Raw genomic sequence first — 24528 nt, 5'->3', positions numbered from 1 at the left:
GGCGGCGATTGAGCCGCCATGGCACGTTCACAGGTCATGTCGTTACAGAGTAGCAAGGAACATAAAGTGAACGGAACGACCACCAGAGCCGTATGTTCCCCCTCACCCCACCCCTCTCCCTCAAGGGAGAGGGGGTCGTCCGTGCTGGCATTATTTTATGGGGAACCCTCAGCCCCAAGGAGAGGGCCTGGGTGAGGGCATCAGGCCGTACAGTTTGTAGACCGGGTAAGAGTGAGCGCCACCAGGCTTTTTTATTTGCCCACGTAATACCGCTTCACCTCGTCAAACTGCATCGCAAACTCGATATAGCTCATCAGCGCAGGCGAGTTCAGCTTGCGGCTTGGATACGCCAGCCACAGATCGTTACCTTCAACATTCCACTCCGGCAGCACCTGAACCAGCGCACCTTTTTCAATTTTATCTTCCAGCAGAAATGCGGGTAAGAGCGTGATCCCCGCACCGGCAATCGCACACTCGCGGGCGTATACCAGATTATCGGTCATGTGCGCGTTATCCGGCAGGTAGCGGTAATCCTCGCTCTCGCTTCGCAGAAGCCACTCCGACCACGCCCGGTGCGTAATGCAGCGGTGTTCCACCAGCTGACGGGGATGCGTCAGCGGCTCCCGACGCGCCAGATAGTTAGGCGACGCCAGCATATAACGCGGGCAGTGCCCGATCATCCGGCCAATCAGGGAGGAGTCCTGCGGCTTACCGGTGCGCAGCGCTACGTCAAAACCGGCCTCGACCAGATCCACCACATCATCAGAAATCGACACATCCAGCGAAACGTCAGGATAGCGAAGCTGGAACTCGGCATTCATGTGCGCCAGCAGCGTCGCCCCTATCCCCGCCGGACAGGTGATGCGCAGCCGCCCGCTGGGGTTTTCGCGCAGCCGCTGAATGGCGTACTCCGCCCGCTCGCTGGCCGCCAGCATCTCGCGACAGTGCACCAGATAGTGCTCGCCCGCAAACGTGAGGCTGATCCTGCGCGTGGTGCGGTTCAGCAGGCGGATACCCACCTGCTGCTCCAGCTGGCTAATTCGCTGGCTAACGCTCGATTTCGGCAGTTCGGCTTTCTGCGCCGCCGCGGTAAAGCTTCCCATCTCCGCCACCAGCGCGAAAAGCGCCATATCGTGCAGCTGTTTAAACATGATTGTTCACCCTGTACGAACGCTGAGTTCTTGATTGTCCATCTTATCACGCAGCTGGCCACTTTATAGACTAGCCTCAACAAAACGCATTCCATTGAGGAGCACACCATGTCTGTTAAAGCCATTGCCGTTAACCCAGAAAATCCGTCCACCTTCATTGAAATCACCCCGCCAATGCCGCAGCCCGGCGAGCACGATCTGCTGGTGGAGGTGAAGGCCGTCTCCGTTAACCCGGTCGATACCAAAGTCCACGCAGGCATTGCCAGGAACGGGCTGAATGAGCCGCGCATCCTCGGGTGGGATGCCAGCGGGATCGTCAAAGCCGTGGGGGCTGGCGTCACCGGATTCAAACCGGGTGACGAGGTGTGGTACGCGGGCGACATCACCCGGCCGGGCAGCAATACCACGCATCAGCTGATCGATGCGCGCATTGTCGGGCGCAAGCCTGCCAGCCTCGGCTGGGCGGCTGCCGCCGCGCTGCCGTTGACCGCTCTCACCGCGTGGGAAGGTCTGTTTGAACGGCTGAACATTCAGGATGCCGGGGCGGATAAATCGCTGCTGATCATCGGCGGCGCGGGCGGAGTAGGATCGCTGGCGATCCCCTTTGCAAAGCACAACAGCAAGGTGAAAATCATCGCGACGGCATCAAGAGAAGATTCCGCCCGCTGGTGTCGCGATCGCGGGGCTGACGTTGTCGTCAACTACCGCGACCTGAAAGACGAGCTGGCGAAACACGGGCTCACCTTTGTGGATTACATTTTCATCCTCAACGACACCGACGGGCACTGGGATGCGGTCAGCGAACTGATTGCGCCGCAGGGGCATATCTGCTCCATCGTTGAGAATGAACGTCCGCTGAACCAGGACAAGCTGAAGTCCAAATCCGCCGCCCTGCACTGGGAATTTATGTACACCCGCAGCATGTACCAGACCGCGGATATGGCGCGTCAGGGTGAGATCCTCAATGAGGTGGCAAAGCTGGTGGATAACGGCGTGGTGGAAAGTTCGCTCAGCGAAACGCTGCACGGGCTGAGCGTGGAAAGCATTACCGAGGCGCACCGTAAAGTGCTGGAGGGGCATATGCGGGGGAAAGTGGTGGTTGAGTTCTGAGTGGCTTGATGCCCTCACCCCGGCCCTCTCCCACAGGGAGAGGGTTAGGGTGAGGGGGAAGTTTTTACCCCTGCTCCCCCATCATCTCCTTCACCAGCTCGACGCAGCGCAGGAAGCGGGAGTCGTAGTCCGACTCTTCCACATGGACAAACTCAACGTTGTTTTCGTTGAGCATCTCCACCAGCATGGACTGGAATTCCCTTCTGTCCACGGAGCTGCCGAGGCTGCGCATGCCGTCAGCGACCCACGGGGTGTTGTTCTCCAGCAGGATCACCAGGTCAAAGCGGTATTCGTCAATCAGCGCCTGCACGAACGGGTGCTCGCGCCCTTCGTATTTTTTACAGAACGCCTGCGTGGTCACGAAATCGGTATCGATAAACGCCACTTTGTTGGCGTATTTGACCGCAAAATCAATGTACTGGGCATGACCGAGCGCGATTTTGTCGTAGTCGGAATACTGCAGCGCCATCTCGTCGCCGCCGAGATGTGAGAAGACATAATCGCGGCCGTACTCCCACGCGCTGGTGGTGTTGAAGATGTTCGCCAGCTTGTTGACCAGCGTTGATTTCCCGCTCGACTCGCCGCCCAGGATCGCGACGGTACGCACGAAGAACGGCTTCACTTCGGTCGGAATGTAATCCCAGTAGCGGAACGGGTTTTCGCGGATCTGCGCCCCGCTGATATTCATAAAGGTGCGTTTCGGGTCGATCAGCACCGTCTCGATGCCCAGATGCTCGCGGAACTGCGGCGCGTCGGATTCTTCAGAGGTGTAGATCCAGTTCGGCGCAATGCCCTTCTCTTCCATAAACGCTTTGATGCCGTTGCTCCACACGTCCCAGCCGTGCGGATACGGCTCCATACCCTCTTCGTTAAAGGCATGAATACGAATATTTTTCTGATACTTAAAGGTCTGGAGCAGCCAGCGCAGGCGGTCCGGCACGGTCGGCTGCTGCGACATGGCGCTGTCTTCAAACAGCTGACGGTCACGGGTTTCGTCGTATCCCATGATGATATGCAGCTCGTCAACCTGGCTACAGGCGCGCTGGATCAGATAGATATGTCCGGTATGCAGGGGGTAAAACTTGCCGAACACCACGCCGATGTTCTTTTGCATACGCGGGAACTCCAGCCCCAGAAAGCGATGCAGCGCTTCCAGCTTCTGCGCGCTGGGGCTTTTGATTTTGGCGTTCAGCAGCTGGCTCAGGTAGCCTTTGGTCATGCCGCTGGCGTCCGCCACCTGCTGCAGCGTGCAGCCCTTCTGGCGGATTGCGGTCTTGATGTAGTCAAATGATGACATAAATTACGGTGCCTCCTGCAAAATCAAATTTACGTAATTATAAGTCGTCAAAGACATTTAACGCATCAGCGAGTTTTTTCACGCCAAATACCTGCATCCCTTCCGGGATCTTTTTCGGCACGTTGGCGGCGGGAACGATCGCCCGGCGGAAACCGTGTTTTGCCGCCTCGGAGATACGCTCCTGGCCGCTGGGTACCGGACGGATTTCCCCGGCGAGGCCCACTTCGCCGAAGACGACCAGATCCTGCGGCAGCGGTCTGTCGCGCAGGCTGGAGACCATCGCCAGCAGCAGCGCCAGGTCTGCGCTGGTCTCCGTAACTTTGACGCCGCCGACCACGTTAACGAAGACGTCCTGATCCGCCATCTGCAGCCCGCCGTGACGGTGCAGCACCGCCAGCAGGATCGCCAGACGGTTCTGTTCCAGACCGACCGCCACGCGCCGCGGGTTGCCCATCATCGACACGTCCACCAGCGCCTGAATTTCGACAAGCAGTGGACGCGTCCCTTCCCACAGCACCATCACCGAGCTGCCGGAGGTGATCTCATCGCCGCGGCTCAGGAAGATGGCCGAGGGGTTGCTGACTTCGCGCAGCCCCTGTTCGGTCATGGCAAACACGCCCAGTTCGTTCACCGCCCCAAAGCGGTTCTTGTGGCTGCGCAGGGTACGGAAGCGGGAATCCGCGTCGCCATCGAGCATTACGGAGCAGTCGATACAGTGTTCAAGCACCTTCGGCCCGGCCAGCGAGCCGTCTTTGGTCACGTGGCCGACCATCACAATCGCCACGCCGCGCGTTTTGGCAAAGCGCGTCAGGTAAGCCGCGGTTTCACGCACCTGCGCGACGCTGCCCGGCGAAGACTGAATGTCCGCCATATGCATCACCTGAATGGAGTCGATCACCATCAGCTTCGGCTGCTCTTCTTCGGCAATCATGCAGATCTGCTCGATGCTGGTTTCGGAGAGCATGTTCAGGTTGCCGGTCGGCAGGCCCAGACGGTGCGCGCGCATCGCCACCTGCTGCAGTGACTCTTCGCCCGTGACGTACAGGGTTTTCATCTGTTCAGCGAGCTTGCAGAGCGTTTGCAGCAGCAGGGTCGATTTACCCGCCCCCGGGTTACCGCCGATCAGGATCGCACTGCCCGGCACCACGCCACCGCCGAGCACGCGGTCAAACTCTTTGAACCCGGTGGAGAAGCGCGGCAGCTCTTCGAGGCTGATGTCCGAAAGTTTTTGCACCTTCGCCACGCCCGCGTTACCGGCATAGCCGCTCAGGCGTTCATTGCGGGCCACGCTCGGCGAAGCCGCCACACCACGCACTTCGGTGATGGTGTTCCAGGCATGACAGGCGCTGCATTGCCCCTGCCAGCGCGGATAATCCGCACCACATTCATTACAGACAAATGCGCGTTTTGGAGCTTTCGCCACGGTTTACCTCGTTATTTCTGTGCGGCCTGCGTGCCGGGCGTCGCTTACGCTTACCCGGCCTACGAAGCAGACCGTTATTTCTGATTAATGCTGCCGGAGAGAATGCAGAACACCCCCATCAGGTCAGCGTGACGGATAGTGACTTCCGTCTTTTCATTCACTTTTGGCTTGGCGTGGTAGGCAATGCCCAGACCGGCGGCTTTGATCATCGGCAGATCGTTCGCGCCATCGCCGATGGCGACGGTCTGGACGACCGGAATTTCATATTTTTCCGCCAGACGCGTCAGCGTATTGGCTTTGTACTGGGCATCCACGATATCGCCGATCACCTGGCCGGTCAGCTTGCCGTCCATGATCTCCAGCTCATTGGCCACCACGGTGGTCAAATGCAGTTTTTCCCGCAGGTAATCCGCGAAGAAGGTGAAGCCACCGGAGGCGATCGCCACCTTCCAACCGAGGGACTGCAGCTTCAGCACCAGCTGCGTCAGCCCTGGCATCAGCGGCAGCACGTCGCGCACCTGACGCAGAATGTTGGCATCGGCCCCTTTCAGGGTCGCCACGCGCTGGCGCAGGCTGGCGGTGAAGTCCAGCTCGCCGCGCATCGCACGTTCGGTGACTTCCGCCACCAGCTCGCCGCTGCCCGCCAGCTTCGCAATCTCGTCAATACACTCGATCTGAATGGCGGTTGAGTCCATGTCCATGACCAGCAGGCCCGGGGTTTTCAGATGCGGAATTTTGCCCAGCGGCGCGACGTCCAGCCCGGCGTCATGCGCCAGACGCGTTGCGCGCTGCGTCAGGGAACCCGCCAGGCGAATAACCTGGTAATCTTCCACGCACCAGGCAGCAACGATGACCATCGCGGCCCCCAGTTTGGTTTGATACTGAGTCAGGCGTTGCTTATCCAGACCGCGTCCATAGAGGAGCCAGCCGCTACGACCGGCGTGGTAATCCAGAGGCATCACCTCATCGCCACTTAAAGAGAGCGGCAATCCTGGCCATAAAGAGACATCCGTTGGCAGGTCACACCAGGTAATGTTCGGCATTAAAGCTCCTGTAATTTCGTTCGCGCCGGAAGGTTGCAGAGGGAAAATAACGCATGAGGCTACCCTGTAACCATCACTTCTGGCAACATTAAGCCGTAAATTTTCAGCAGGTGGAATATGGCTCGCGCAAAACTGAAATTCCGGCTTCATCGCGCCGTGATTGTCCTTTCCTGTCTCGCACTATTAGTGGTGCTGATGCAAGGGGCATCGTGGTTTAGCCAGAACCATCAACGGCAACGCAACCCGCAGTTTGAAGAGCTGGCCCGCACGCTGGCGCGCCAGGTGACGCTCAACGTCGCACCGTCCATGCGTACCGAAACGCCGGACGATAAGCGGATAGGCCAGGTTTTACGCCTGCTCACGGAGAACAGCCGCATTCTTGATGCTGGCGTCTATGATGAGCAAGGCAACCTGATTGCCCGCGCGGGCGAGCACGTCGACGTGCGCGACAGGCTGGCGCTGGACGGGAAAAAAGCCGGGGGCTACTTTAACCAGCAGATTGTCGAACCTATTCAGGGGAAGAATGGCCCGCTGGGCTATCTGCGCCTGACCCTCGATACCCACACCCTGCCTACTGAAGCCAAACAGGTCGATAATACCACCAATATTCTGCGCCTGATGCTGCTGCTTTCACTCGCCATCGGCGTTGTGCTGGCGCGCACCCTGCTTCGCGGCAAGCGCTCGCGCTGGCAGCAATCCCCGTTCCTGCTGACCGCCAGCAAATCCGTCCCCGAAGACGAAGAGAGCGAGAAGAAAGATTAGTGATAAAGTAGGCGAACGATTCGGAAAAGGAACTTTGCCATGACGACGTTACGCCTGCTTATCTCTGACTCTTACGATCCCTGGTTTAATCTCGCGGTAGAAGAGTGCATCTTCCGCCAGATGCCCGCTACCCAGCGCGTACTGTTTCTCTGGCGTAACGCCGATACGGTGGTCATCGGCCGCGCGCAAAACCCGTGGAAAGAGTGCAACACCCGGCGTATGGAAGAGGACAACGTCCGCCTCGCACGTAGAAGCAGCGGCGGCGGCGCGGTGTTTCACGATCTGGGCAATACCTGCTTTACCTTTATGGCGGGCAAACCGGAATACGATAAAACCATCTCAACGTCCATCGTCCTCAACGCGCTCAATTCACTCGGCGTGACGGCAGAAGCGTCCGGGCGTAACGATCTGGTGGTGAAAACCCCCGAGGGCGACCGGAAGGTCTCCGGCTCCGCCTACCGCGAAACGATGGATCGCGGCTTCCACCACGGCACCCTGTTGCTGAACGCCGATCTGAGCCGTCTGGCGAACTACCTGAATCCGGATAAGAAAAAGCTCCAGGCCAAAGGAATTACCTCCGTGCGCGGCCGCGTGGCAAATCTGGTGGAACTGCTGCCGGGGATCACGCACGAGCAGATTTGCGATGCCATCCGTGACGCGTTCTTTGAACATTACGGCGAGCGCGTGGAAGCAGAAGTCATCTCCCCTGACAAAACCCCGGACCTGCCCAACTTCGCCGAAACCTTCGCCCGCCAGAGCAGCTGGGAGTGGAACTTCGGTCAGGCTCCTGCGTTTTCCCATCTGCTGGACGAGCGTTTTACCTGGGGCGGCGTGGAGCTGCATTTTGATGTGGAGAAAGGCCATATCACCCGCACGCAGGTGTTTACCGATAGCCTGAACCCGGCACCGTTAGAGGCGCTGGCGGCACGTTTGCAGGGCTGTTTGTACAGGGCAGATATGCTGCAGCAGGAATGCGACGCGTTGATCGGAGATTTCCCGGAGCAGGAGAAAGAGCTGCGGGAGCTGTCGGCGTGGATTGCACGGGCCGTGCGTTAGTGCGGTCTAATGCCCTCACCCCGGCCCTCTCCCACAGGGAGAGGGAGGGAAGAGACAGAATTACTCTTTATCGCCCAGCAGAACGGATTCCAGCGCGATTTTGATCATGTCGTTAAAGGTAGTCTGACGCTCGGCAGCGGTGGTCTGCTCGTGGGTACGGATGTGGTCAGACACGGTGCAGATGGTCAGCGCTTTCGCACCAAACTCAGCCGCGACGCCGTAAATACCCGCCGCTTCCATTTCCACGCCCAGAATGCCGTATTTCTCCATCACGTCGAACATCTCGCCGCCGTCTGGGGCATAGAACAGGTCAGCAGAGAAGATGTTACCCACGCGCGCTTCAACGCCCAGCGCTTTTGCCGCGTCAACCGCGTCACGCACCATGCCGAAGTCAGCAATCGCCGCGAAGTCATGGTCTTTGAAACGCATGCGGTTAACTTTGGAATCGGTGCAGGCACCCATACCGATAACGATGTCTCGCAGCTTAACGTCCATGCGCACCGCGCCGCAGGAGCCTACGCGGATGATTTTCTTCACGCCGAAGTCGGTGATCAGCTCTTTGGTGTAGATAGAGCAGGATGGGATACCCATGCCGTGGCCCATAACGGAAATTTTGCGGCCTTTATAGGTACCGGTGAAGCCCAGCATGCCGCGAACGTTGTTCACTTCACGCACGTCTTCCAGGAAAGTTTCTGCAATGTGCTTCGCGCGCAGCGGGTCGCCCGGCATCAATACGACGTCAGCGAAATCACCCATTTCTGCGTTAATGTGAGGAGTTGCCATCTTCAGTTCCTTTTACATTGTTGTTTTTGCCGGGTGGCGGCTACGCCTGGCCCGGCCTACATTCTGTTCTCCCTCTCCCTGTGGGAGAGGGTCGGGGTGAGGGCATCAGGCCGCACCCAATCCGTTTAGAACATGGCCTTGCCATATTCCATGTCAGACGTACCAAAGTATTTCGCCAAGGTCTGGCCGATGTCCGCAAAGGTTTCACGGTGACCGAGCGAGCCCGGCTTCACTTTCGGGCCGTACACCAGCACCGGAATGTGCTCACGGGTGTGGTCGGTACCGGTCCAGGTTGGGTCACAGCCGTGGTCCGCGGTCAGGATCAGAATGTCATCTTCACCCACCAGCTCCATCAGCTCCGGCAGACGACGGTCGAACAGCTCAAGACCCGCTGCATAGCCCGCTACGTCGCGACGGTGGCCCCAGGAGGAGTCGAAGTCCACGAAGTTGGTGAAGACGATAGTCTTGTCGCCCGCTTCTTTCATCTCTTTGATGGTGGCATCAAACAGCGCGTCCAGACCGGTGGCTTTCACTTTTTTGGTGATGCCGCAGTTGGCGTAGATATCCGCGATTTTCCCCACGGAAACCACGTGGCCGTCTTTCTCTTCAACCAGCTTCTGCAGTACGGTCGGTGCCGGTGGCTCAACGGCCAGGTCATGACGGTTACCGGTACGCTGGAAGTTACCCGCTTTGTCGCCGATAAACGGACGCGCGATCACGCGGCCAATGTTGTAGCCGCCTTCGGTCAGCTCTTCACGGGCGATTTCGCACAGCTCGTAGAGTTTATCCAGGCCAAACGTCTCTTCGTGGCAGGCAATCTGGAACACGGAGTCAGCGGAGGTGTAGAAAATCGGCTTGCCGGTTTTCATGTGCTCTTCGCCGAGCTGATCCAGAATCACTGTACCGGAAGAGTGGCAGTTGCCGAGGTAGCCCGGCAGGTTGGCGCGCTTCACCAGCTTATCGAGCAGCTCCTGCGGGAAGCTGTTCTCGTGATCGGAGAAGTAACCCCAGTCGAACAGCACAGGCACACCGGCGATTTCCCAGTGGCCAGACGGGGTGTCTTTACCGGAGGAGAGCTCGTGAGCCCAGGCGTAGGCGCCCACGACTTCCGCGTTGCCGTCCATACCGGCTGCGATTTTACCGGTAGAACCTTCATGCGCTTTCACCAGACCGAGGCGGGTCAGGTTAGGTAGAGTCAGAGGGCCTTTACGACCGTTATCCGCTTCGCCTTTCGCACAGGCTTCCGCGATGTGACCCATGGTATCGGAACCCACGTCACCAAAACGTTCTGCATCTTCGGTTGCGCCGATGCCGAATGAGTCCAGCACCATAATAAATGCACGTTTCATAATTGTTCTCCGTACGTAGTGCTTCAAAAATTATCGATCAGATCAGTATACCGCTATTCGGTGATACGGCGATAGACAGTCGGTGTGGTTTCTGGCGCTTTATCGTCAAGCGTAATTGCCGCTTTCACCGCTTTAGCCGCTTCCTGCCAGCTGGCTTCGTCTTTCGCGTGAATCACAGCCAGCGGACGTTGACCGTCAACGCTGTCGCCCAGACGGGCCATATCGGTAAAGCCGACGCTGTAATCAATGGTGTCCGATGCCTGACGACGGCCGCCGCCCATCGAGACCACCGCCATGCCGAGGGCACGGGTGTCCATCGCAGAGACAAACCCTTCGCTATCGGCATACACCGCTTTGCTAAGCGTCGCGGTTGGCAGGTATTTCGCGTAGTTTTCGACGAAATCGGTCGGGCCTTTCTGGGCTGCAACCATGCGGCCAAAGATCTCTGCCGCTTTGCCGTTGTCCAGCACCGCCTGCAGCTTCGCGCACGCTTCCGCATCGTCTTTGGCCAGCTTGCCGGAGATTAACATCTCAACGCACAGCGCCATGGTGACGTCGAACAGACGCGGGTTGCGGTATTCACCGGTCAGGAACTGCACCGCTTCACGTACTTCGACGGCGTTACCGGCGCTGGAGGCCAGTACCTGGTTCATGTCGGTGAGCAGCGCGGTGGTGCGCACGCCCGCGCCGTTGGAGACCCCAACGATCGCTTCGGCAAGCGCAGCAGAAAGTTCATAGGTTGGCATAAACGCGCCGCTGCCGACCTTCACGTCCATCACCAGCGCGTCCAGCCCTTCTGCCAGTTTCTTCGCCAGGATAGAGGCGGTGATCAGCGGGATGGAGTCAACGGTCGCGGTGATGTCGCGGGTCGCGTAGAAACGCTTGTCTGCCGGAGCAAGAGAGCTGGTCTGGCCGATAATCGCCACACCAACGTCTTTAATAATGTCGCGGAAGCGGTTGTCGTCCGGGAAGATATCGAAGCCCGGAATGGCTTCCAGTTTGTCGAGCGTACCGCCGGTGTGGCCCAGGCCGCGCCCGGAGATCATCGGGATGTAACCGCCGCAGGCTGCCACCATGGGGCCGAGCATCAGAGACGTCACGTCACCCACGCCGCCGGTAGAGTGTTTATCCACAATCGGGCCGTTAAGGTTGAGGCTTTTCCAGTCCAGAACGGTTCCTGAATCTCGCATCGCCATGGTCAGCGACACGCGCTCAGGCATCGACATATCGTGGAAGAAAATGGTCATCGCCAGAGCCGCAATCTGCCCTTCTGAGACGGTGTTATCACGAATGCCGTTGATGAAGAAGCGGATCTCTTCATCGCTTAATGCATGACCATCACGTTTTTTACGAATAATTTCTTGTGCGAGAAACACGGTAACCTCCATGCGGAATCGGGGGAGTTGTGGCGGGTGGCGCTACGCTTACCCGCCCTACGATTCTTTAGGCCGGATAAGCTAAGCGTCATCCGGCATTGTCTGGCAATCAGTAGCTGCTTGCGCTCTTACCGTCGCCGTGACCCAGCGCTTTCAGCAGGCTAGCCAGCAGGCTGGACGCACCGAAGCGGTAGTGACGGGAATCGGCCCAGTCGGCGCCAAACAGCTCGTCGGCAATCGCCAGGAACTGCTGAGCGTCTTCGGCGGTACGCACGCCGCCCGCAGGTTTGAAACCAACGGTTTTGGACACGCCCATGTCGCGGATCACTTCCATCATGATGCGCGCGCTTTCCGGGGTCGCATTCACCGGCACTTTACCGGTAGAGGTTTTAATGAAATCCGCACCGGCTTTGATGGAGATTTCTGACGCCTTACGAATCAGCGCTTCTTCTTTCAGCTCGCCGGTTTCGATGATCACTTTCAGCAGCACGTTTGCCGCCGCGCACGCGTCTTTACAGGCTTTCACCAGGTCAAAACCGACCTGCTCGTTGCCGGCGATCAGCGCGCGGTACGGGAACACCACGTCAACTTCGTCTGCGCCGTAGGCAATCGCCGCGCGGGTTTCTGCCAGCGCAATCTCGATATCGTCGTTGCCATGCGGGAAGTTAGTTACGGTTGCAATACGCACGTCCGGCGTACCCTGCTCTTTCAGCGTCTTACGGGCAATCGGGATAAAGCGCGGGTAGATACAGATGGCTGCGGTGTTACCCACCGGCGTTTTCGCCTGATGGCACAGGGCGATGACTTTTTCATTGGTGTCGTCATCGTTCAGGGTGGTCAGGTCCATCAGTTTCAACGCGCGCAGGCTGCTTGCAGTTAAATCGGTCATAACATTCTCCAACGGCAGTGCCGTATAAATTTTACCTTGCGGGTCTGTGAGTATTCTAACATTCACCCGCATCCACACTTCGACATTCATCACAGTTAATGAAAACTGCATACAAATTTGCATTACTGTAATGAGATCTTCTTCAAACTTTAGCGCGTAAATTGCCGACTAAAGCAGCGATACCCCCTGTCGGATCAAAAGCCCAGACAGGCTGGCTTCCTACAATCCGTTCATCATCCGCAGAACACTCAAGGAAGCGAATATGCCCCACTCCAGCCCCGACGCACTGCAACAACGTTGCCAGCACATTGTGACAAGCCCGGTGTTAACCCCGGGACAAAAACGTCATTTTCTGGCGCTGGAAGCGGAAAACAACCTGCCTTACCCGGCACTTCCTGAGGCCGCACGAGCCGCGCTGGACGAGGGGGTTATCTGCGACATGTTCGAAGGCCATGCGCCTTACAAACCCCGTTACGTTCTGCCGGATTACGCAAAATTTCTGGCTAACGGTTCAGAGTGGCTGGAGCTGGAAGGCGCGAAAGATCTTGACGATGCCCTCTCGCTGTTAACCATCCTCTACCATCATGTTCCGTCCGTCACATCGATGCCGGTCTATCTCGGTCAGCTTGATGCGATATTAACTCCATATGTTAGAATTCTAACACAAGAAGAGATCGATAGCCGAATAAAACGTTTCTGGCGCTATCTCGACCGTACGCTGCCGGACGCGTTTATGCACGCAAACATCGGGCCTGCTGACGGCTCCATCACCCGTGCCATTCTGCGTGCCGATGCAGAGCTGAAGCAGGTCGCACCGAACCTGACCTTTATTTACGATCCCGATATCACCCCGGACGACCTGCTGCTTGAGGTGGCAAAAAACATATGTGAATGCAGCAAACCGCATATTTCTAACGGCCCGATGAATGATAAAATTTTCACAAAAGGCCGTTACGGAGTGGTGAGCTGTTACAACTCCCTGCCGCTTGCTGGCGGTGGCAGCACTCTGGTGCGCCTCAACCTCAAAGCCATTGCTGAACGCAGCACATCCATTGAGGACTTCTTCACCCGCACGCTCCCGCACTACTGCCAGCAGCAAATTGCCATCATCGATGCACGCTGCGGTTTCCTGTACGAGCAATCTGGCTTCTTTGAGAATAGCTTCCTGGTCAAAGAGGAGCTGATTGATGCGGATCGGTTTGTGCCCATGTTTGGCATGTACGGCCTGGCGGAAGCGGTGAATACGCTCTGTGAAAAGGAGGGCATTAAAGGCCGTTACGGAAAAGACGAGCAGGCCAACGCGCTGGGCTATCGCATCAGCGAACAGCTTGCGGCATTTGTTGAAAACACGCCGGTGAAGCACGGCTGGAAGCATCGCGCGATGCTGCACGCGCAGTCGGGGATCAGCTCCGATTCGGGCACCACGCCGGGCGCGCGCCTGCCCTACGGCGATGAGCCGGATCCTGTCAGCCATCTGCTGGCCGTTGCGCCGCATCACAAACACTATCACTCCGGAATCAGCGATATTCTCACCCTGGAGGAGACGGTCAAACGCAATCCGCAGGCGGTGGTTCAGCTTAGCCTGGGCGCGTTCAGGGCCGGTATGCGTGAATTTACCGCCAACGTAGCGGGTAACGATCTGGTACGCGTGACCGGCTACATGGTTCGTTTGTCGGATCTGGAGAAATACCGGGAAGCCGGATCGCGCACCAATACTACCTGGCTGGGGGAAGAAGCTGCACGCAATACCCGAATTCTGGAACGTCAGCCGCGCGTGGTTAGCCATGAACAGCAGATGCGCTTTAGTTAGTCAGGTTATTCCTTTTTCCTGCGTGGACGGGCCGGGCAGCCGCCTGGCGCTGTTCCTGCAGGGCTGCAACCTGCGCTGTAAAACCTGCCACAACCCGTGGACGATCGGCCGCTGCAACGACTGCGGGGACTGTGTGCCCCACTGCCCGCACGACGCGCTGACTATTCAGGCCGGACGCGTCTGGTGGCAGGAGAGTGACTGCCAGCAGTGCGACACCTGCCTGCACCTGTGCCAGCAGCAGGCAACGCCTATGGCGCACCGCTTCAGCGTGGAAGAGATCCTCACCCAGGTCCGCAAATCCTCCCCCTTTATCGAAGGGATCACCGTGAGCGGCGGTGAAGCCACAACGCAATTGCCGTTTTTGATCGCCCTGTTCACCGCGATCAAAGCCGATCCCGCCCTGCGCCACCTCACCTGCCTGGTAGACAGCAACGGTCTGTTAAGCGAAACCGGCTGGCAAAAGCTGCTGCCGGTACTGGATGGCGCAATGCTGGATCTGAAGGCGTGGGGGAACGAGCATCACCGCTTCCTGACCGGGCGCGAAAACCCGCAGATTAAGCAGAGCATCCGCTGGCTGGCAGATCGTCACCGTTTGACGGAACTCCGCCTGCTGGTGATTCCGGAGCAGTGTGATTTTCTGGAACACCTCAAACCGCTAACGACCTTTATCCACGGGCTTGGAAATGTGCCGGTGCGCATCAACGCATTTCATGCGCATGGCGTTTACGGTGAGGCGGCCTCATGGCGCAGCGCCACGCCCGAGGACGTTGAACCGCTGGCGCTGGCGCTGGAAAAACAGAAGATAAGGGTGATCCGTCCGGCGCTTTACCTATAGCGTGATGCCAAATACCGAACGGGTATTTTCCAGCAGCGCATCGGCAATCACCTCTTCAGGCTCTTTTCGCAGTTCACACAGGGTGGTAAACACGCGCGCCGCCTGTTCCGGGCGATTCGGCTGGCCCTGAAAACCATTCAGCGGCATATCCGGCGCGTCGGTTTCCAGCAGAAGCGCCGACAGCGGCAGCTGTGCCATCACGTCCCGGGTTTTACTGGCGCGCGGATAGGTGATGGTGCCACCGACGCCGATTTTATAGCCCAGTTCAATAAAACGCTGCGCCTGCTGCAGGCTGCCGGAGAAACCGTGCACGACGCCCCTGCGCGGCAGATCGATGCGTTTCAGGTGCATCGCCAGCTTATCGTGCGTGCGTCTTGAGTGAAGGATCACCGGCAGATCGTGGTGCTTCGCCAGCCTGAGCTGCGCGTCGAGGATCGTCTGCTGGCGCTCAAACTGCGGATCCTCGCGATAAAGATCGAGGCCGATCTCACCGATGGCGACAAGTTTGTCTCCTGCGGTTTGCACGACCTCATCAAGCCTCTCAATGTGCTCATCAAGATGCCGCTCAATCACAATCGGATGCAGGCCGAGCGCGGCATAGAGCGCGGAGTGCCGCGTGGAAAGATCCAGCACCCGGGAAAAATAGGCCGCTTCCACTGATGGCACAATGATGGCCTGAACGCCTGCCTCTGCCGCTTTCGCAATGCTTTGCGCTTCATCCCCCGTAAACGGCGGGAAATCAAAGTGGCAGTGGGTATCGATAAAGCGGAGCGTCACGCCAGATCCTCGTTATCCAGTAAAGCGTCATTCGCCTGCGGAATATCCACCAGCGGCGTCGTCAGGGCGTCGTTGGCGACAATCGCAGGCGGCAAAATAATGCGTTTATGGCGATGAAGCGGCGGTTGCTCCGCCAGCATTTTCCCCACCGTCGCCAGGAAGTAACGCCCGCACAGCCGCCCCGTTTTGTAATCCATGCGCAGCGCAGGGACGCGGCTGCCCAGGGCCATGCTCAGCAGCGGCTTAGGCGGATAGATTTCGAAAATACGCAGCTTACCCGGCGGTTTTTCAATGAAGCGCTGCATCGCGCCGTAGGTGGTTTCATGCTGCTTCGCGATGTTCACCAGCGGCTGCAGGCTGCTGTCGCCCAACCAACGCTCCATCCGTTTGAACCACTGCGGCGTGTAATACATTTGCGACGGTACGGTACGGATCACCACAATGGTTTTCGCCCCGCGCCGGGCGGCTTCCTGCACCGGCACCGCGTCACTGATCCCCCCGTCCAGATAGCTAATGCCGTCCAGCAGGGCTCCCGTACGATAAAAGCCGGGGATCGCGCTGGAGGCGCGGATGATGTCCAGCCAGTTCTCCTTCTGAGGAGAAAAATAGCCCGGCGAATAGTCATCGCCCCGGCTGGCGCACATCCAGAACTCTTTGCCGCTATCAAACAGACGGGCAGCGGTATCCATGGCCAGCGGCATCTGGCTGGAGGTCGACTCCAGCAGCCAGTCGAGATCGATCAGGTTGCCGCCGCGCACAAAGCGCACCGGATTAAAAAATTCTTTCGCCGTGGTGTAGCGCATGATGACCTTTCGCGCGTAGCCGGGCTGGTTACAGACATAGGCAGAGAGGTTCTGCGCCCCGGCAGAGGTGCCGAAGTAAAGGTCAAAAGGGTTGAACTGCGCGCGCATAAATTCATCCAACACGCCGGCGGTGAAAATGCCGCGCTGTCCTCCCCCCTCGCAAACCAGCGCGAGTTGTCCTGCGCGAAACGGCTTTAACGTCAGCGGCGCAATATTGCCGAGCGTAACGGGAATTCGTTGCCCCACCTCTGCTTTCCTGTTTTGATTATTTTATAACACCACAGTAACGCACCCGACCTGTTACGCAAATAAGAAAAAGCCAGTCGCAGTGACTGGCTTTATTTTGTTGAAGGAATATTGCGTTTGCTACGGACGTCTACGACCCGTAAACAGGCTGACCAGGAACAGAATAATACCTACAACGAACACAATCTTAGCTGCCCATGCCGCTGTACCTGCCAGTCCACCAAAGCCCAATGCGGCGGCAATTAACGCGATAACCAGAAATATAATGCCCCAACGAAACATAAGCTTCTCCTTTACCATAGTTAATGTCGGCCGCTAAACGTGAGCGCTCAGGTCACTCACCGGCGTTTTTCCAGAGTCGTTCTTATTTCGCCCGCAGGTTTTAACCAGACGGGCGAATGGTCCAGATTTACTTCGTTTTCAGATCGTTTTTAACGCTTTTCACACCGTCAATCGCTTTCGCGATGGACTCGGCGCGTTCACTTTGCGCCTGCGAATCTACCGTACCGGAAAGCTGAACCACACCATCGGTGGTTTCCACTTTCACCTTACGGGACGGCACGATGTCATCTGCTAAAAGTTTAGCTTTGATTTCGCTGGTAGTAGCGGCATCACCGGCATAACCTTTCACCGACGCGTTTTTACCGTCACGTACGTGCAGCTTATCGCTGACGGACGCAACGCCTTCAACGCCCTTCGCGACTTTCACCGCCTGTTCGGCCTGAGCCTGGCTTTCCACGAAGCCGCTCAGCGTGACCACTTTCTTGTCGGTCTTAACGGAAATATCGGTACTTTTGATGGATTCATCATCCACCAGTGCGGCTTTCACTTTTGCTGTGATTGAGCTGTCGTCCATGAAGTTGCCGACTTTATTCATAGAGCTATCGATTTTTTGCCCTGCGTTATCGGCCGTGGACTGGGCTTTATCCATTGTGCTGCTTTCCGCCAGAGCGGAACCGCTCACCAGAACGCTACCCAGGGTTACAGCCAGCAGAGTTTTCGAAATCTTCAGTCTTGTCATATTCATCGATCTATTCCTGTGTTTACCCGTTATTCGGGCTACATACTTCCTTAGTAGTTTTATATATTGCGAATAAACACACGGGCAAAATGGATAACCTAAAGTCATGCATTGAACAGTTAATTTATCCACACCCGGTGTTAAACACTGAGTTAAATATAGATCACTCTCACAGAGCCGCTTTCAGAATTGGGTAAAAAACGCGCGAATAGCGTGAAATTGCGTTGAATTAAGAACATTCCGCAAGGGATTAATAAGACAGGAATTAAAGAAGAGCACGGCGGGAGCCGTGCTCTGAGAGGGGATTAGTGCTCGCGGGTTTTACGGAACTGAACGTCAGGATAACGTTCCTGCGTCAGGTTCAGGTTCACCATGGTTGGCGCGATATAGGTCAGGTTATCGCCGCCATCCAGCGCCAGCTGAATTTCGTTCTTACGCTTAAATTCTTCGAATTTCTTCACGTCAGAACACTCAACCCAGCGCGCGGTCGCGACGTTCACAGACTCGTAAATCGCTTCCACGTTGTACTCGCTCTTCAGACGCGCGACAACCACGTCGAACTGCAGCACGCCGACCGCACCAACGATCAGGTCGTTGTTCGCGATTGGGCGGAACACCTGCACGGCGCCCTCTTCGGAGAGCTGAACCAGGCCTTTCAGCAGCTGTTTCTGCTTCAGCGGATCGCGCAGACGGATACGACGGAACAGCTCCGGTGCGAAGTTCGGAATACCGGTGAACTTCATCATTTCACCCTGGGTGAACGTATCGCCGATCTGAATAGTGCCGTGGTTGTGCAGACCGATGATGTCGCCCGGATACGCCTCTTCAACGTGCGAACGGTCACCCGCCATAAAGGTCAACGCGTCGGAAATCACCACGTCTTTACCGGTACGCACCTGGCGCAGCTTCATGCCCTTTTCATACTTACCGGACACCACGCGCATAAAGGCCACGCGGTCGCGGTGTTTCGGGTCCATGTTGGCCTGAATTTTGAACACGAAGCCGGTGAATTTCTCTTCCTGCGCTTCCACTTCACGGGTGTCGGTGTTACGCGGCATCGGGCGCGGCGCCCACTCCACCAGACCGTCCAGCATATGGTCAACGCCGAAGTTACCCAGCGCGGTACCGAAGAAGACCGGGGTGATTTCACCGCTCAGGAACAGCTCTTTGTCGAATTCGTGAGACGCGCCTTTGACCAGCTCCAGCTCGTCGCGCAGCTGCGCGGCCAGCTCTTCGCCGACTGCCACGTCCAGCTCAGGGTTATCCAGACCTTTCACCACGCGAACTTCCTGAATGGTGTGGCCTTTACCGGTCTGATACAGGTAGGTTTCGTCTTTATAGAGGTGATACACCCCTTTGAACAGCTTACCGCAGCCAATTGGCCAGGTGATGGGCGCACAGGCGATTTTCAGCTCGCTTTCCACTTCGTCCATCACTTCCATCGGGTCACGGATGTCGCGGTCGAGTTTGTTCATGAAGGTGAGGATCGGCGTATCGCGCAGACGGGTGACTTCCATCAGCTTGCGGGTCCTGTCTTCTACACCTTTCGCGGCGTCGATCACCATCAGACAGCAGTCCACCGCCGTCAGGGTACGGTAGGTATCTTCGGAGAAGTCTTCGTGGCCCGGGGTATCCAGCAGGTTCACGAGGCAGTCGTGATACGGGAACTGCATCACGGAGGTGGTAATCGAAATACCACGCTGCTTTTCCATCTCCATCCAGTCAGATTTTGCGTGCTGGCTGGAGCCACGGCCCTTCACGGTACCGGCAGTCTGGATTGCCTGTCCAAACAGCAACACCTTCTCAGTGATGGTCGTTTTACCGGCATCCGGGTGGGAGATAATGGCAAAAGTGCGGCGCTTGGCCACCTCTTGCAGATAAGGAGACAACGTCATAATTAAATCTTCTTTTATAAGCGCGGCAGCATGCCACGCATCATGGAATACAAAATTGCGGCTATTTTACCCATCAATGGGGGGCAGGCAATCATTGTTTACACAGGAGTTGCTCCAGTTCGTTCAACGACGTCACGGTCCAGGTCGGCTCGATGCCTTCAGGCTTCACGCGGCCATGCGCGTTGAGCCAGACGGTCGACAAACCTGACTTCATGCCGCCCAGGATATCTGACTCTGCCGTATCACCCACCATCAGGACGCGATCGCGGTCGGGATGACCGGCCTGCGCCAGCGCGTAGTCGAAAATACGCGGATCCGGTTTAGGTACGCCCACCTCTTCCGAGATCACCAGCGCGTCGAAATGATCGCGCAGGCCGGTGCGCTCGAGGCGGATCTGCTGCAGGGCGGTAAAACCGTTGGTGATGATCCCCAGTTTGACCTTGCCTTTCAACGCGTTCAGCAGGGAAACCGCACCCGGCAGTGGCGCACAGATATCGGCCATCGCGTTCAGAAACGCATCGTTCAGCGTCCCCGGACTGACCTTTAAGCGTTCCGCCCAGACGTCAAAGCGCTGGTGCTGAAGTTGTAACGCGGTGATGGCACCGTTCTGGTAATCCACCCACAGCGGCTTGTTTACCGCCTGATAGTCCTGAAAATCTTCAGCGGTGAAGGTCACGCTATAGTCGAGAAACATCCGCTGCAGGCCGCCAAACGAATCGAACGTAAACAGCGTTTCGTCGGCATCAAAGAAAATCCAGTCCCATTTCATCGTTACAACCTTATATTCGTTATCCAATCGGCAGAGCCATTATGATGGCGTCTTCACGTCCCTCTGCGGTGGGGTAGTAGTTACGGCGGATTGTCGCCTCGTTAAAGCCTAAGCTTTCATAGAGCGCGATGGCGGCGACATTCGACGCGCGCACCTCCAGCCACAGGGTGAAAACGTCACGGGTTTCGAGCTCGCGAATGAGGTGTTCGAGCAGTTCTCTTCCCAGCCCACGGCGCTGGAACGCGGGATCAACCGCAATATTAAACAGCGTCGCTTCATCAAGAACAACCTGCGTGATCGCGAAGGCGGCCATGGTGCCGTCAACGTCCAGACGGAAGTTCAGATACCGTTCGCCCTGATTGCTGGCGAAGGTTTTTTCGCTCCACGGAAAGGCGTGGGCGCGTGTTTCAATCGCAAACGCTGTGGTCAGGTCAGGCGTCGTGAGGGAAGAAATCGTGTTCATATTCGCAGATTTGTTGCCATAGCGCGCTGCGCGCTTTTGGGTTGGCTTTCAGTTCGTCCAGCGCTGGCGTGCAGATCTGGCTCCCCAGGAGAGGGAACTCGTTTGTCTCTCCGATACGCCAGCTGTTACAGCGGCTATCAGGAGGAAGCATCGCGACACGCTCTGGCGTCAGCTGTAAAACCTGGTCGGCCGTCATCTTCAGGCTGCGAAGGACATCATCGATCAGGGGTTCACTCAGGGCAGGCAGTTCTTCCGCCACCATCACCAGGCGTACGTGCGCAGGGATGGAAATGGCGATTTCGCCCTGCAACGCCGTCGGGCGACGCAAAGCCCACTGGGTAATGCCCAGCTGCTGCAACTGCCGGTCTCGTCGGGATGTCATAGGGAAAACTCCTGTCTCTCAGGCGCGCAAATATAGCAAATGTGTCGAAAGTGCGCCATCTACCTACTATAATCCCCGCCTGAGTTTATTGAGGAACAATTCATGTCTGCATTTACCCCGGCAAGTGAAGTCTTGCTGCGTCACAGTGATGATTTCGAAGAAAGCCGTATTCTGTTTGCCGGAGATATGCAGGATGACCTGCCTGCGCGTTTCGACTGTGCTGAAAGCCGTGCCCACACCCAATACTACCACCACTGGCAGGTGCTGAGCCGCCAGATGGGCGAGCGCGCGCGCTTTAGCCTGGTGGCGGAGCAGAGCGATATCGCCGACTGCGATACGCTGATTTACTACTGGCCGAAGAACAAGCAGGAAGCCCAGTTCCAGCTGATGAACCTGCTCTCCCTACTGCCGGTCGGCTGCGATATTTTCGTGGTGGGTGAGAACCGCAGCGGCGTGCGTAGCGCTGAACAGATGCTGGAAGGCTACGCGCCGCTGAATAAAGTCGACAGCGCACGCCGCTGCGGTCTGTACCATGGCCGTCTGGAAAAACAGACAACGTTCGATCCACAGGCTTACTGGGACGAGTACCAGCTCGACGGCCTGACCATCAAAACCCTGCCGGGCGTCTTCAGCCGCGACGCGCTGGATACGGGCAGCAAGCTGCTGCTCTCCACCCTGACGCCGCACACCAAAGGCAAAGTGCTGGACGTGGGCTGCGGCGCGGGCGTGCTCTCTACCGTGCTCGCCAGCCATTCACCAAAAGTCCGCTTAACCCTGTGTGACGTGAGCGCCCCGGCGGTAGAAGCCAGCCGCGCAACGCTTGCCGCAAACGGCATTGAAGGCGAGGTGATTGCCAGCAACGTCTTCTCCGACGTCACCGGTCGCTTCGACATGATCATCTCCAACCCACCGTTCCACGACGGTATGGAGACCAGCCTGGAAGCCGCGCAAACGCTGATCCGCGGCGCAACCCGTCACCTCAACAGCGGCGGCGAGCTGCGTATTGTCGCGAACGCCTTCCTGGCGTACCCGAAAGTGCTGGACGAAACCTTCGGCTTCCACGAAGTGATCGCGCAGACTGGCCGCTTTAAGGTCTACCGTACCGTCATGACGCGCCAGGCCAAAAAGTAATCTCCACTCCAGCAGGCCGGATAGGCGCAAGCGCCATCCGGCTCCGCATGGCGCCCGCATCGGCCATTTTTGCAGCAATCAAGGCGTCGCGCGCACTTTTCTGTTGACGTAAAGCTGAAAACATCTAGAATGCGCCTCCGTGGTTACGATACTTTTACAGTATCGATGGTATGCGAAGGTGGCGGAATTGGTAGACGCGCTAGCTTCAGGTGTTAGTGTCCTTACGGATGTGGGGGTTCGAGTCCCCCCCTCGCACCATAAATCACAATGATATTGCTCGCACTGGGCGAAGGTGGCGGAATTGGTAGACGCGCTAGCTTCAGGTGTTAGTGTCCTTACGGATGTGGGGGTTCGAGTCCCCCCCTCGCACCAACGAGGCGATATCAACAATAGTAAGATGACTGTGCGAAGGTGGCGGAATTGGTAGACGCGCTAGCTTCAGGTGTTAGTGTCCTTAGGATGTGGGGGTTCGAGTCCCCCCCTCGCACCAATAATCTTACATCCCTTCTGAAGTTCCTCTTGTCTTCCCTGTTATTTCAAACTCATCAGTATCACCAGAATTCCACTGACCAGTGCTACGCATGATGGAAGTAAAACAAAGTGGCGCAGCTGCTTATGCCAGATCATGCCTGACGTGACTAACAGTCCTGACACAATGATCGCTTTCCAGGTATCAAGGGAGAGATCGGCAAACATCAACCCGCCGAGAATGGCTCCCGGTAGCAATACCCCCCAACCACTGCCAAGCGCCCTGTTCAACATGATCTGCCCTCTCACAACGATAATGATAACCAATATCATATGATACACATTATCATTTGTCAGCTGAATGAATCAAAATCCATCGACCTTTACCTTTCCCGTAATGACAGGAATTGCCTAAGGTGATAAATTGCACACCTGTTAACAACATCTAAAGATTTTCTGATAATTACTCTTTGAGTTTTTTGCATGTTTTATTGCGAAACAGCATCTACTTATTTGTTTTAATTAAATTTTAATAAAAACGCACGACTATGACATCACAATCCTGGCGGTCTTTGGTTCACAGAAAATATCAATTGTCGTTACGTTTATTTTTATTTCTGAACGCAACCTCGGCAGTGTTCTCGGTAACAAATCCGCTCAATTCTGTACGCCTGTTATCTGCCCCACTTATTGCTATTTTCTCCATCAGCACCGGCCTGTTCGTCTGGCACTGGAGAAAGCGCGCGCGGAAGATAAATATTCCCGTTGTTTCAGGGATCTTCGGTATTTTGTGGGCCTGGCAAATTGTGTCTAAATTCGCCTTAATTACCCACGACCATGCAACGTATTTGTTAATCGCCCTATTAACGGTACTTTTTATCGGAACGCTGGCATTCGCCAGTAATATCAAAGCATTTACGCTGCACTCATTGCCCACCTTTATTGTCTGCCTGTGGCTAAGCGATCACGATATATGGCTGAGAATGACCTATTCTTTCGCACTTCCTGTGGTGGCAATAGCTATTCATAACATTTTGCAAACGCGTAACGATCGTTTCGCTCAGGAATTGCTCTCTCGCCTGTTGGAAGAGCGAGAAACCCTTACCGATCTCAGCATGATGGACCCGCTTACCGGACTCTATAATCGTCGCGGTCTGCAAAGCCGTCTGGAGAACCTGCCGACGGTAGAAAATGGCGAGCACTTTGTTCTGCTGATGGATATCGACCACTTTAAAGCCTATAACGATCATTATGGCCATATGATGGGCGACCAGGCGCTGAAGCGCGTCTCTGCGGCAATCCGCGACGCCGTGCGTTCTCGCGATATTGTGGCGCGTTTTGGCGGAGAAGAGTTTATGGTGCTGCTGACCAATATTTCGCTCGAGCATGCTCGCCAGACGGCCGAGCGGATCCGTCAGAAAGTCTACGATTTGAAAATCCCGCATCTGTTTAACGAGAGTGTCGCGACAAACGTCACCATCAGCATTGGTATTGCTATTTTCGAGGATGAAGACGTGGAAGGCGCGCTGGAAAAAGCAGACAAAGCCCTCTACGAAGCAAAGCATATGGGGCGTAATAACATTCTGTTGAGTGAAGAGCTGCAGACGGCGTAAACATCACGGCGGTGTCACACGGACAAAAGTCTTGCCATTGGTATGAGCAATAGTTAGGATTGGCAATCATTATCAT

General features: G+C 56.6%; 24 protein-coding genes and 3 tRNA genes. 10 read left to right on the top strand and 17 right to left on the bottom strand.

Annotation, left to right across the window (positions count from 1 at the left end):
- Positions 1-251 precede the first annotated feature (251 nt).
- Positions 252-1151 (bottom strand): LysR family transcriptional regulator, encoded by a 900-nt coding sequence (locus ACMGGX_RS12925; protein WP_252047013.1) that lies wholly within the window; start codon positions 1149-1151, stop codon positions 252-254.
- Positions 1152-1259: 108 nt separating this feature from the next.
- On the opposite strand from ACMGGX_RS12925, the gene ACMGGX_RS12920 reads away from it, so the two are divergent.
- Positions 1260-2261 (top strand): zinc-binding alcohol dehydrogenase family protein, encoded by a 1002-nt coding sequence (locus tag ACMGGX_RS12920; RefSeq protein WP_420298464.1) that lies wholly within the window; start codon positions 1260-1262, stop codon positions 2259-2261.
- 64 nt (positions 2262-2325) lie between these two features.
- Here the strand turns inward: ACMGGX_RS12920 and nadR are convergent, their stop codons facing one another.
- The 3 genes from nadR to serB form a co-directional block, all read right to left on the bottom strand.
- A complete protein-coding gene (gene nadR, locus ACMGGX_RS12915; protein WP_006810194.1) occupies positions 2326-3558 on the bottom strand; it encodes a multifunctional transcriptional regulator/nicotinamide-nucleotide adenylyltransferase/ribosylnicotinamide kinase NadR in 1233 nt (410 codons plus the stop codon).
- Between the two features lie 37 nt (positions 3559-3595).
- The gene (gene radA, locus ACMGGX_RS12910) at positions 3596-4981 is read right to left on the bottom strand and encodes a DNA repair protein RadA (RefSeq protein ID WP_014068810.1); all 1386 of its coding nucleotides are present in this window, start codon (positions 4979-4981) and stop codon (positions 3596-3598) included.
- A gap of 74 nt (positions 4982-5055) precedes the next feature.
- A complete protein-coding gene (gene serB / locus ACMGGX_RS12905; RefSeq protein ID WP_202770903.1) occupies positions 5056-6024 on the bottom strand; it encodes a phosphoserine phosphatase in 969 nt (322 codons plus the stop codon).
- A 117-nt stretch (positions 6025-6141) separates the two neighbouring features.
- Here serB and ACMGGX_RS12900 point away from each other — a divergent pair, with 117 nt between their 5' ends.
- Positions 6142-6786: a YtjB family periplasmic protein gene (locus ACMGGX_RS12900; protein WP_023310324.1), complete on the top strand. Its 645-nt coding sequence runs from the start codon at positions 6142-6144 to the stop codon at positions 6784-6786.
- A gap of 39 nt (positions 6787-6825) precedes the next feature.
- The gene (lplA, locus tag ACMGGX_RS12895) at positions 6826-7842 is read left to right on the top strand and encodes a lipoate--protein ligase LplA (RefSeq protein WP_420298463.1); all 1017 of its coding nucleotides are present in this window, start codon (positions 6826-6828) and stop codon (positions 7840-7842) included.
- Positions 7843-7902: 60 nt separating this feature from the next.
- Here lplA and deoD read toward each other — a convergent pair whose 3' ends face one another.
- The 4 genes from deoD to deoC form a co-directional block, all read right to left on the bottom strand.
- Positions 7903-8625, bottom strand: a complete 723-nt coding sequence (deoD, locus tag ACMGGX_RS12890; RefSeq protein WP_010427122.1) for a purine-nucleoside phosphorylase — start codon at positions 8623-8625, stop codon at positions 7903-7905.
- 125 nt (positions 8626-8750) lie between these two features.
- Entirely contained in the window at positions 8751-9974 is a 1224-nt protein-coding gene (gene deoB, locus ACMGGX_RS12885; protein ID WP_033144579.1) for a phosphopentomutase, read from the bottom strand.
- A 53-nt stretch (positions 9975-10027) separates the two neighbouring features.
- Positions 10028-11350, bottom strand: coding sequence for a thymidine phosphorylase (gene deoA / locus ACMGGX_RS12880; RefSeq protein ID WP_420298462.1), 1323 nt, complete (start codon positions 11348-11350; stop codon positions 10028-10030).
- 109 nt (positions 11351-11459) lie between these two features.
- Complete coding sequence (deoC, locus tag ACMGGX_RS12875; RefSeq protein WP_023310320.1) at positions 11460-12239, bottom strand: deoxyribose-phosphate aldolase; 780 nt, start codon at positions 12237-12239, stop codon at positions 11460-11462.
- A gap of 262 nt (positions 12240-12501) precedes the next feature.
- On the opposite strand from deoC, the gene ACMGGX_RS12870 reads away from it, so the two are divergent.
- Both ACMGGX_RS12870 and ACMGGX_RS12865 read left to right on the top strand, forming a co-directional pair.
- Entirely contained in the window at positions 12502-14049 is a 1548-nt protein-coding gene (locus ACMGGX_RS12870) for a YjjI family glycine radical enzyme (RefSeq protein WP_420298461.1), read from the top strand.
- The gene (locus tag ACMGGX_RS12865) at positions 14024-14884 is read left to right on the top strand and encodes a YjjW family glycine radical enzyme activase (RefSeq protein WP_420298460.1); all 861 of its coding nucleotides are present in this window, start codon (positions 14024-14026) and stop codon (positions 14882-14884) included. Before ACMGGX_RS12870 ends, ACMGGX_RS12865 begins: the two co-directional genes overlap by 26 nt.
- Here the strand turns inward: ACMGGX_RS12865 and ACMGGX_RS12860 are convergent.
- The 8 genes from ACMGGX_RS12860 to ACMGGX_RS12825 all read right to left on the bottom strand — a co-directional run bounded on the left by ACMGGX_RS12860 (position 14879) and on the right by ACMGGX_RS12825 (position 21240).
- Positions 14879-15661, bottom strand: a complete 783-nt coding sequence (locus tag ACMGGX_RS12860; protein ID WP_420298459.1) for a TatD family hydrolase — start codon at positions 15659-15661, stop codon at positions 14879-14881. The genes ACMGGX_RS12865 and ACMGGX_RS12860 overlap by 6 nt on opposite strands.
- A complete protein-coding gene (locus ACMGGX_RS12855) occupies positions 15658-16710 on the bottom strand; it encodes a patatin-like phospholipase family protein (RefSeq protein ID WP_023310316.1) in 1053 nt (350 codons plus the stop codon). The genes ACMGGX_RS12860 and ACMGGX_RS12855 overlap by 4 nt, the downstream gene beginning before the upstream one ends.
- A gap of 120 nt (positions 16711-16830) precedes the next feature.
- Entirely contained in the window at positions 16831-16992 is a 162-nt protein-coding gene (locus tag ACMGGX_RS12850; RefSeq protein WP_003856556.1) for a DUF1328 domain-containing protein, read from the bottom strand.
- 127 nt (positions 16993-17119) lie between these two features.
- Positions 17120-17737 carry a molecular chaperone OsmY gene (gene osmY / locus ACMGGX_RS12845; protein WP_063441026.1) on the bottom strand — a complete coding sequence of 206 codons (618 nt, stop codon included), beginning with the start codon at positions 17735-17737 and terminating at the stop codon, positions 17120-17122.
- 299 nt (positions 17738-18036) lie between these two features.
- Positions 18037-19626: a peptide chain release factor 3 gene (gene prfC, locus ACMGGX_RS12840; protein WP_023310314.1), complete on the bottom strand. Its 1590-nt coding sequence runs from the start codon at positions 19624-19626 to the stop codon at positions 18037-18039.
- A gap of 91 nt (positions 19627-19717) precedes the next feature.
- Entirely contained in the window at positions 19718-20395 is a 678-nt protein-coding gene (gene yjjG, locus ACMGGX_RS12835) for a pyrimidine 5'-nucleotidase (RefSeq protein ID WP_039260913.1), read from the bottom strand.
- 19 nt (positions 20396-20414) lie between these two features.
- Positions 20415-20858: a ribosomal protein S18-alanine N-acetyltransferase gene (rimI, locus tag ACMGGX_RS12830; RefSeq protein ID WP_047742882.1), complete on the bottom strand. Its 444-nt coding sequence runs from the start codon at positions 20856-20858 to the stop codon at positions 20415-20417.
- Positions 20827-21240 carry a DNA polymerase III subunit psi gene (locus ACMGGX_RS12825; RefSeq protein WP_420298458.1) on the bottom strand — a complete coding sequence of 138 codons (414 nt, stop codon included), beginning with the start codon at positions 21238-21240 and terminating at the stop codon, positions 20827-20829. Before ACMGGX_RS12825 ends, rimI begins: the two co-directional genes overlap by 32 nt.
- A 102-nt stretch (positions 21241-21342) precedes the next feature.
- Here ACMGGX_RS12825 and rsmC point away from each other — a divergent pair, with 102 nt between their 5' ends.
- The 4 genes from rsmC to ACMGGX_RS12805 all read left to right on the top strand — a co-directional run bounded on the left by rsmC (position 21343) and on the right by ACMGGX_RS12805 (position 22861).
- Positions 21343-22371 carry a 16S rRNA (guanine(1207)-N(2))-methyltransferase RsmC gene (rsmC, locus tag ACMGGX_RS12820; protein ID WP_420298457.1) on the top strand — a complete coding sequence of 343 codons (1029 nt, stop codon included), beginning with the start codon at positions 21343-21345 and terminating at the stop codon, positions 22369-22371.
- Positions 22372-22543: 172 nt separating this feature from the next.
- Positions 22544-22629, top strand: a tRNA-Leu gene (locus tag ACMGGX_RS12815).
- A 28-nt stretch (positions 22630-22657) separates the two neighbouring features.
- Positions 22658-22743 (top strand) — tRNA-Leu (locus ACMGGX_RS12810).
- A 33-nt stretch (positions 22744-22776) separates the two neighbouring features.
- A tRNA-Leu gene (locus tag ACMGGX_RS12805) sits at positions 22777-22861 on the top strand.
- 41 nt (positions 22862-22902) lie between these two features.
- Here ACMGGX_RS12805 and ACMGGX_RS12800 read toward each other — a convergent pair.
- Positions 22903-23172 (bottom strand): DUF1435 domain-containing protein, encoded by a 270-nt coding sequence (locus ACMGGX_RS12800; RefSeq protein WP_032660829.1) that lies wholly within the window; start codon positions 23170-23172, stop codon positions 22903-22905.
- A gap of 215 nt (positions 23173-23387) precedes the next feature.
- Here ACMGGX_RS12800 and ACMGGX_RS12795 point away from each other — a divergent pair, with 215 nt between their 5' ends.
- Positions 23388-24452, top strand: a complete 1065-nt coding sequence (locus ACMGGX_RS12795; RefSeq protein ID WP_029740020.1) for a GGDEF domain-containing protein — start codon at positions 23388-23390, stop codon at positions 24450-24452.
- The last annotated feature ends 76 nt before the right edge of the window (positions 24453-24528 follow it).

The sequence above is a fragment of the Enterobacter sp. BNK-29 genome (assembly GCF_048684785.1).
In the GTDB taxonomy this organism is placed as follows: domain Bacteria; phylum Pseudomonadota; class Gammaproteobacteria; order Enterobacterales; family Enterobacteriaceae; genus Enterobacter; species Enterobacter cloacae_M.
The sequence above is the reverse complement of the archived record's forward strand: the minus strand, read 5'-3'. Positions and strand labels throughout refer to the sequence as shown.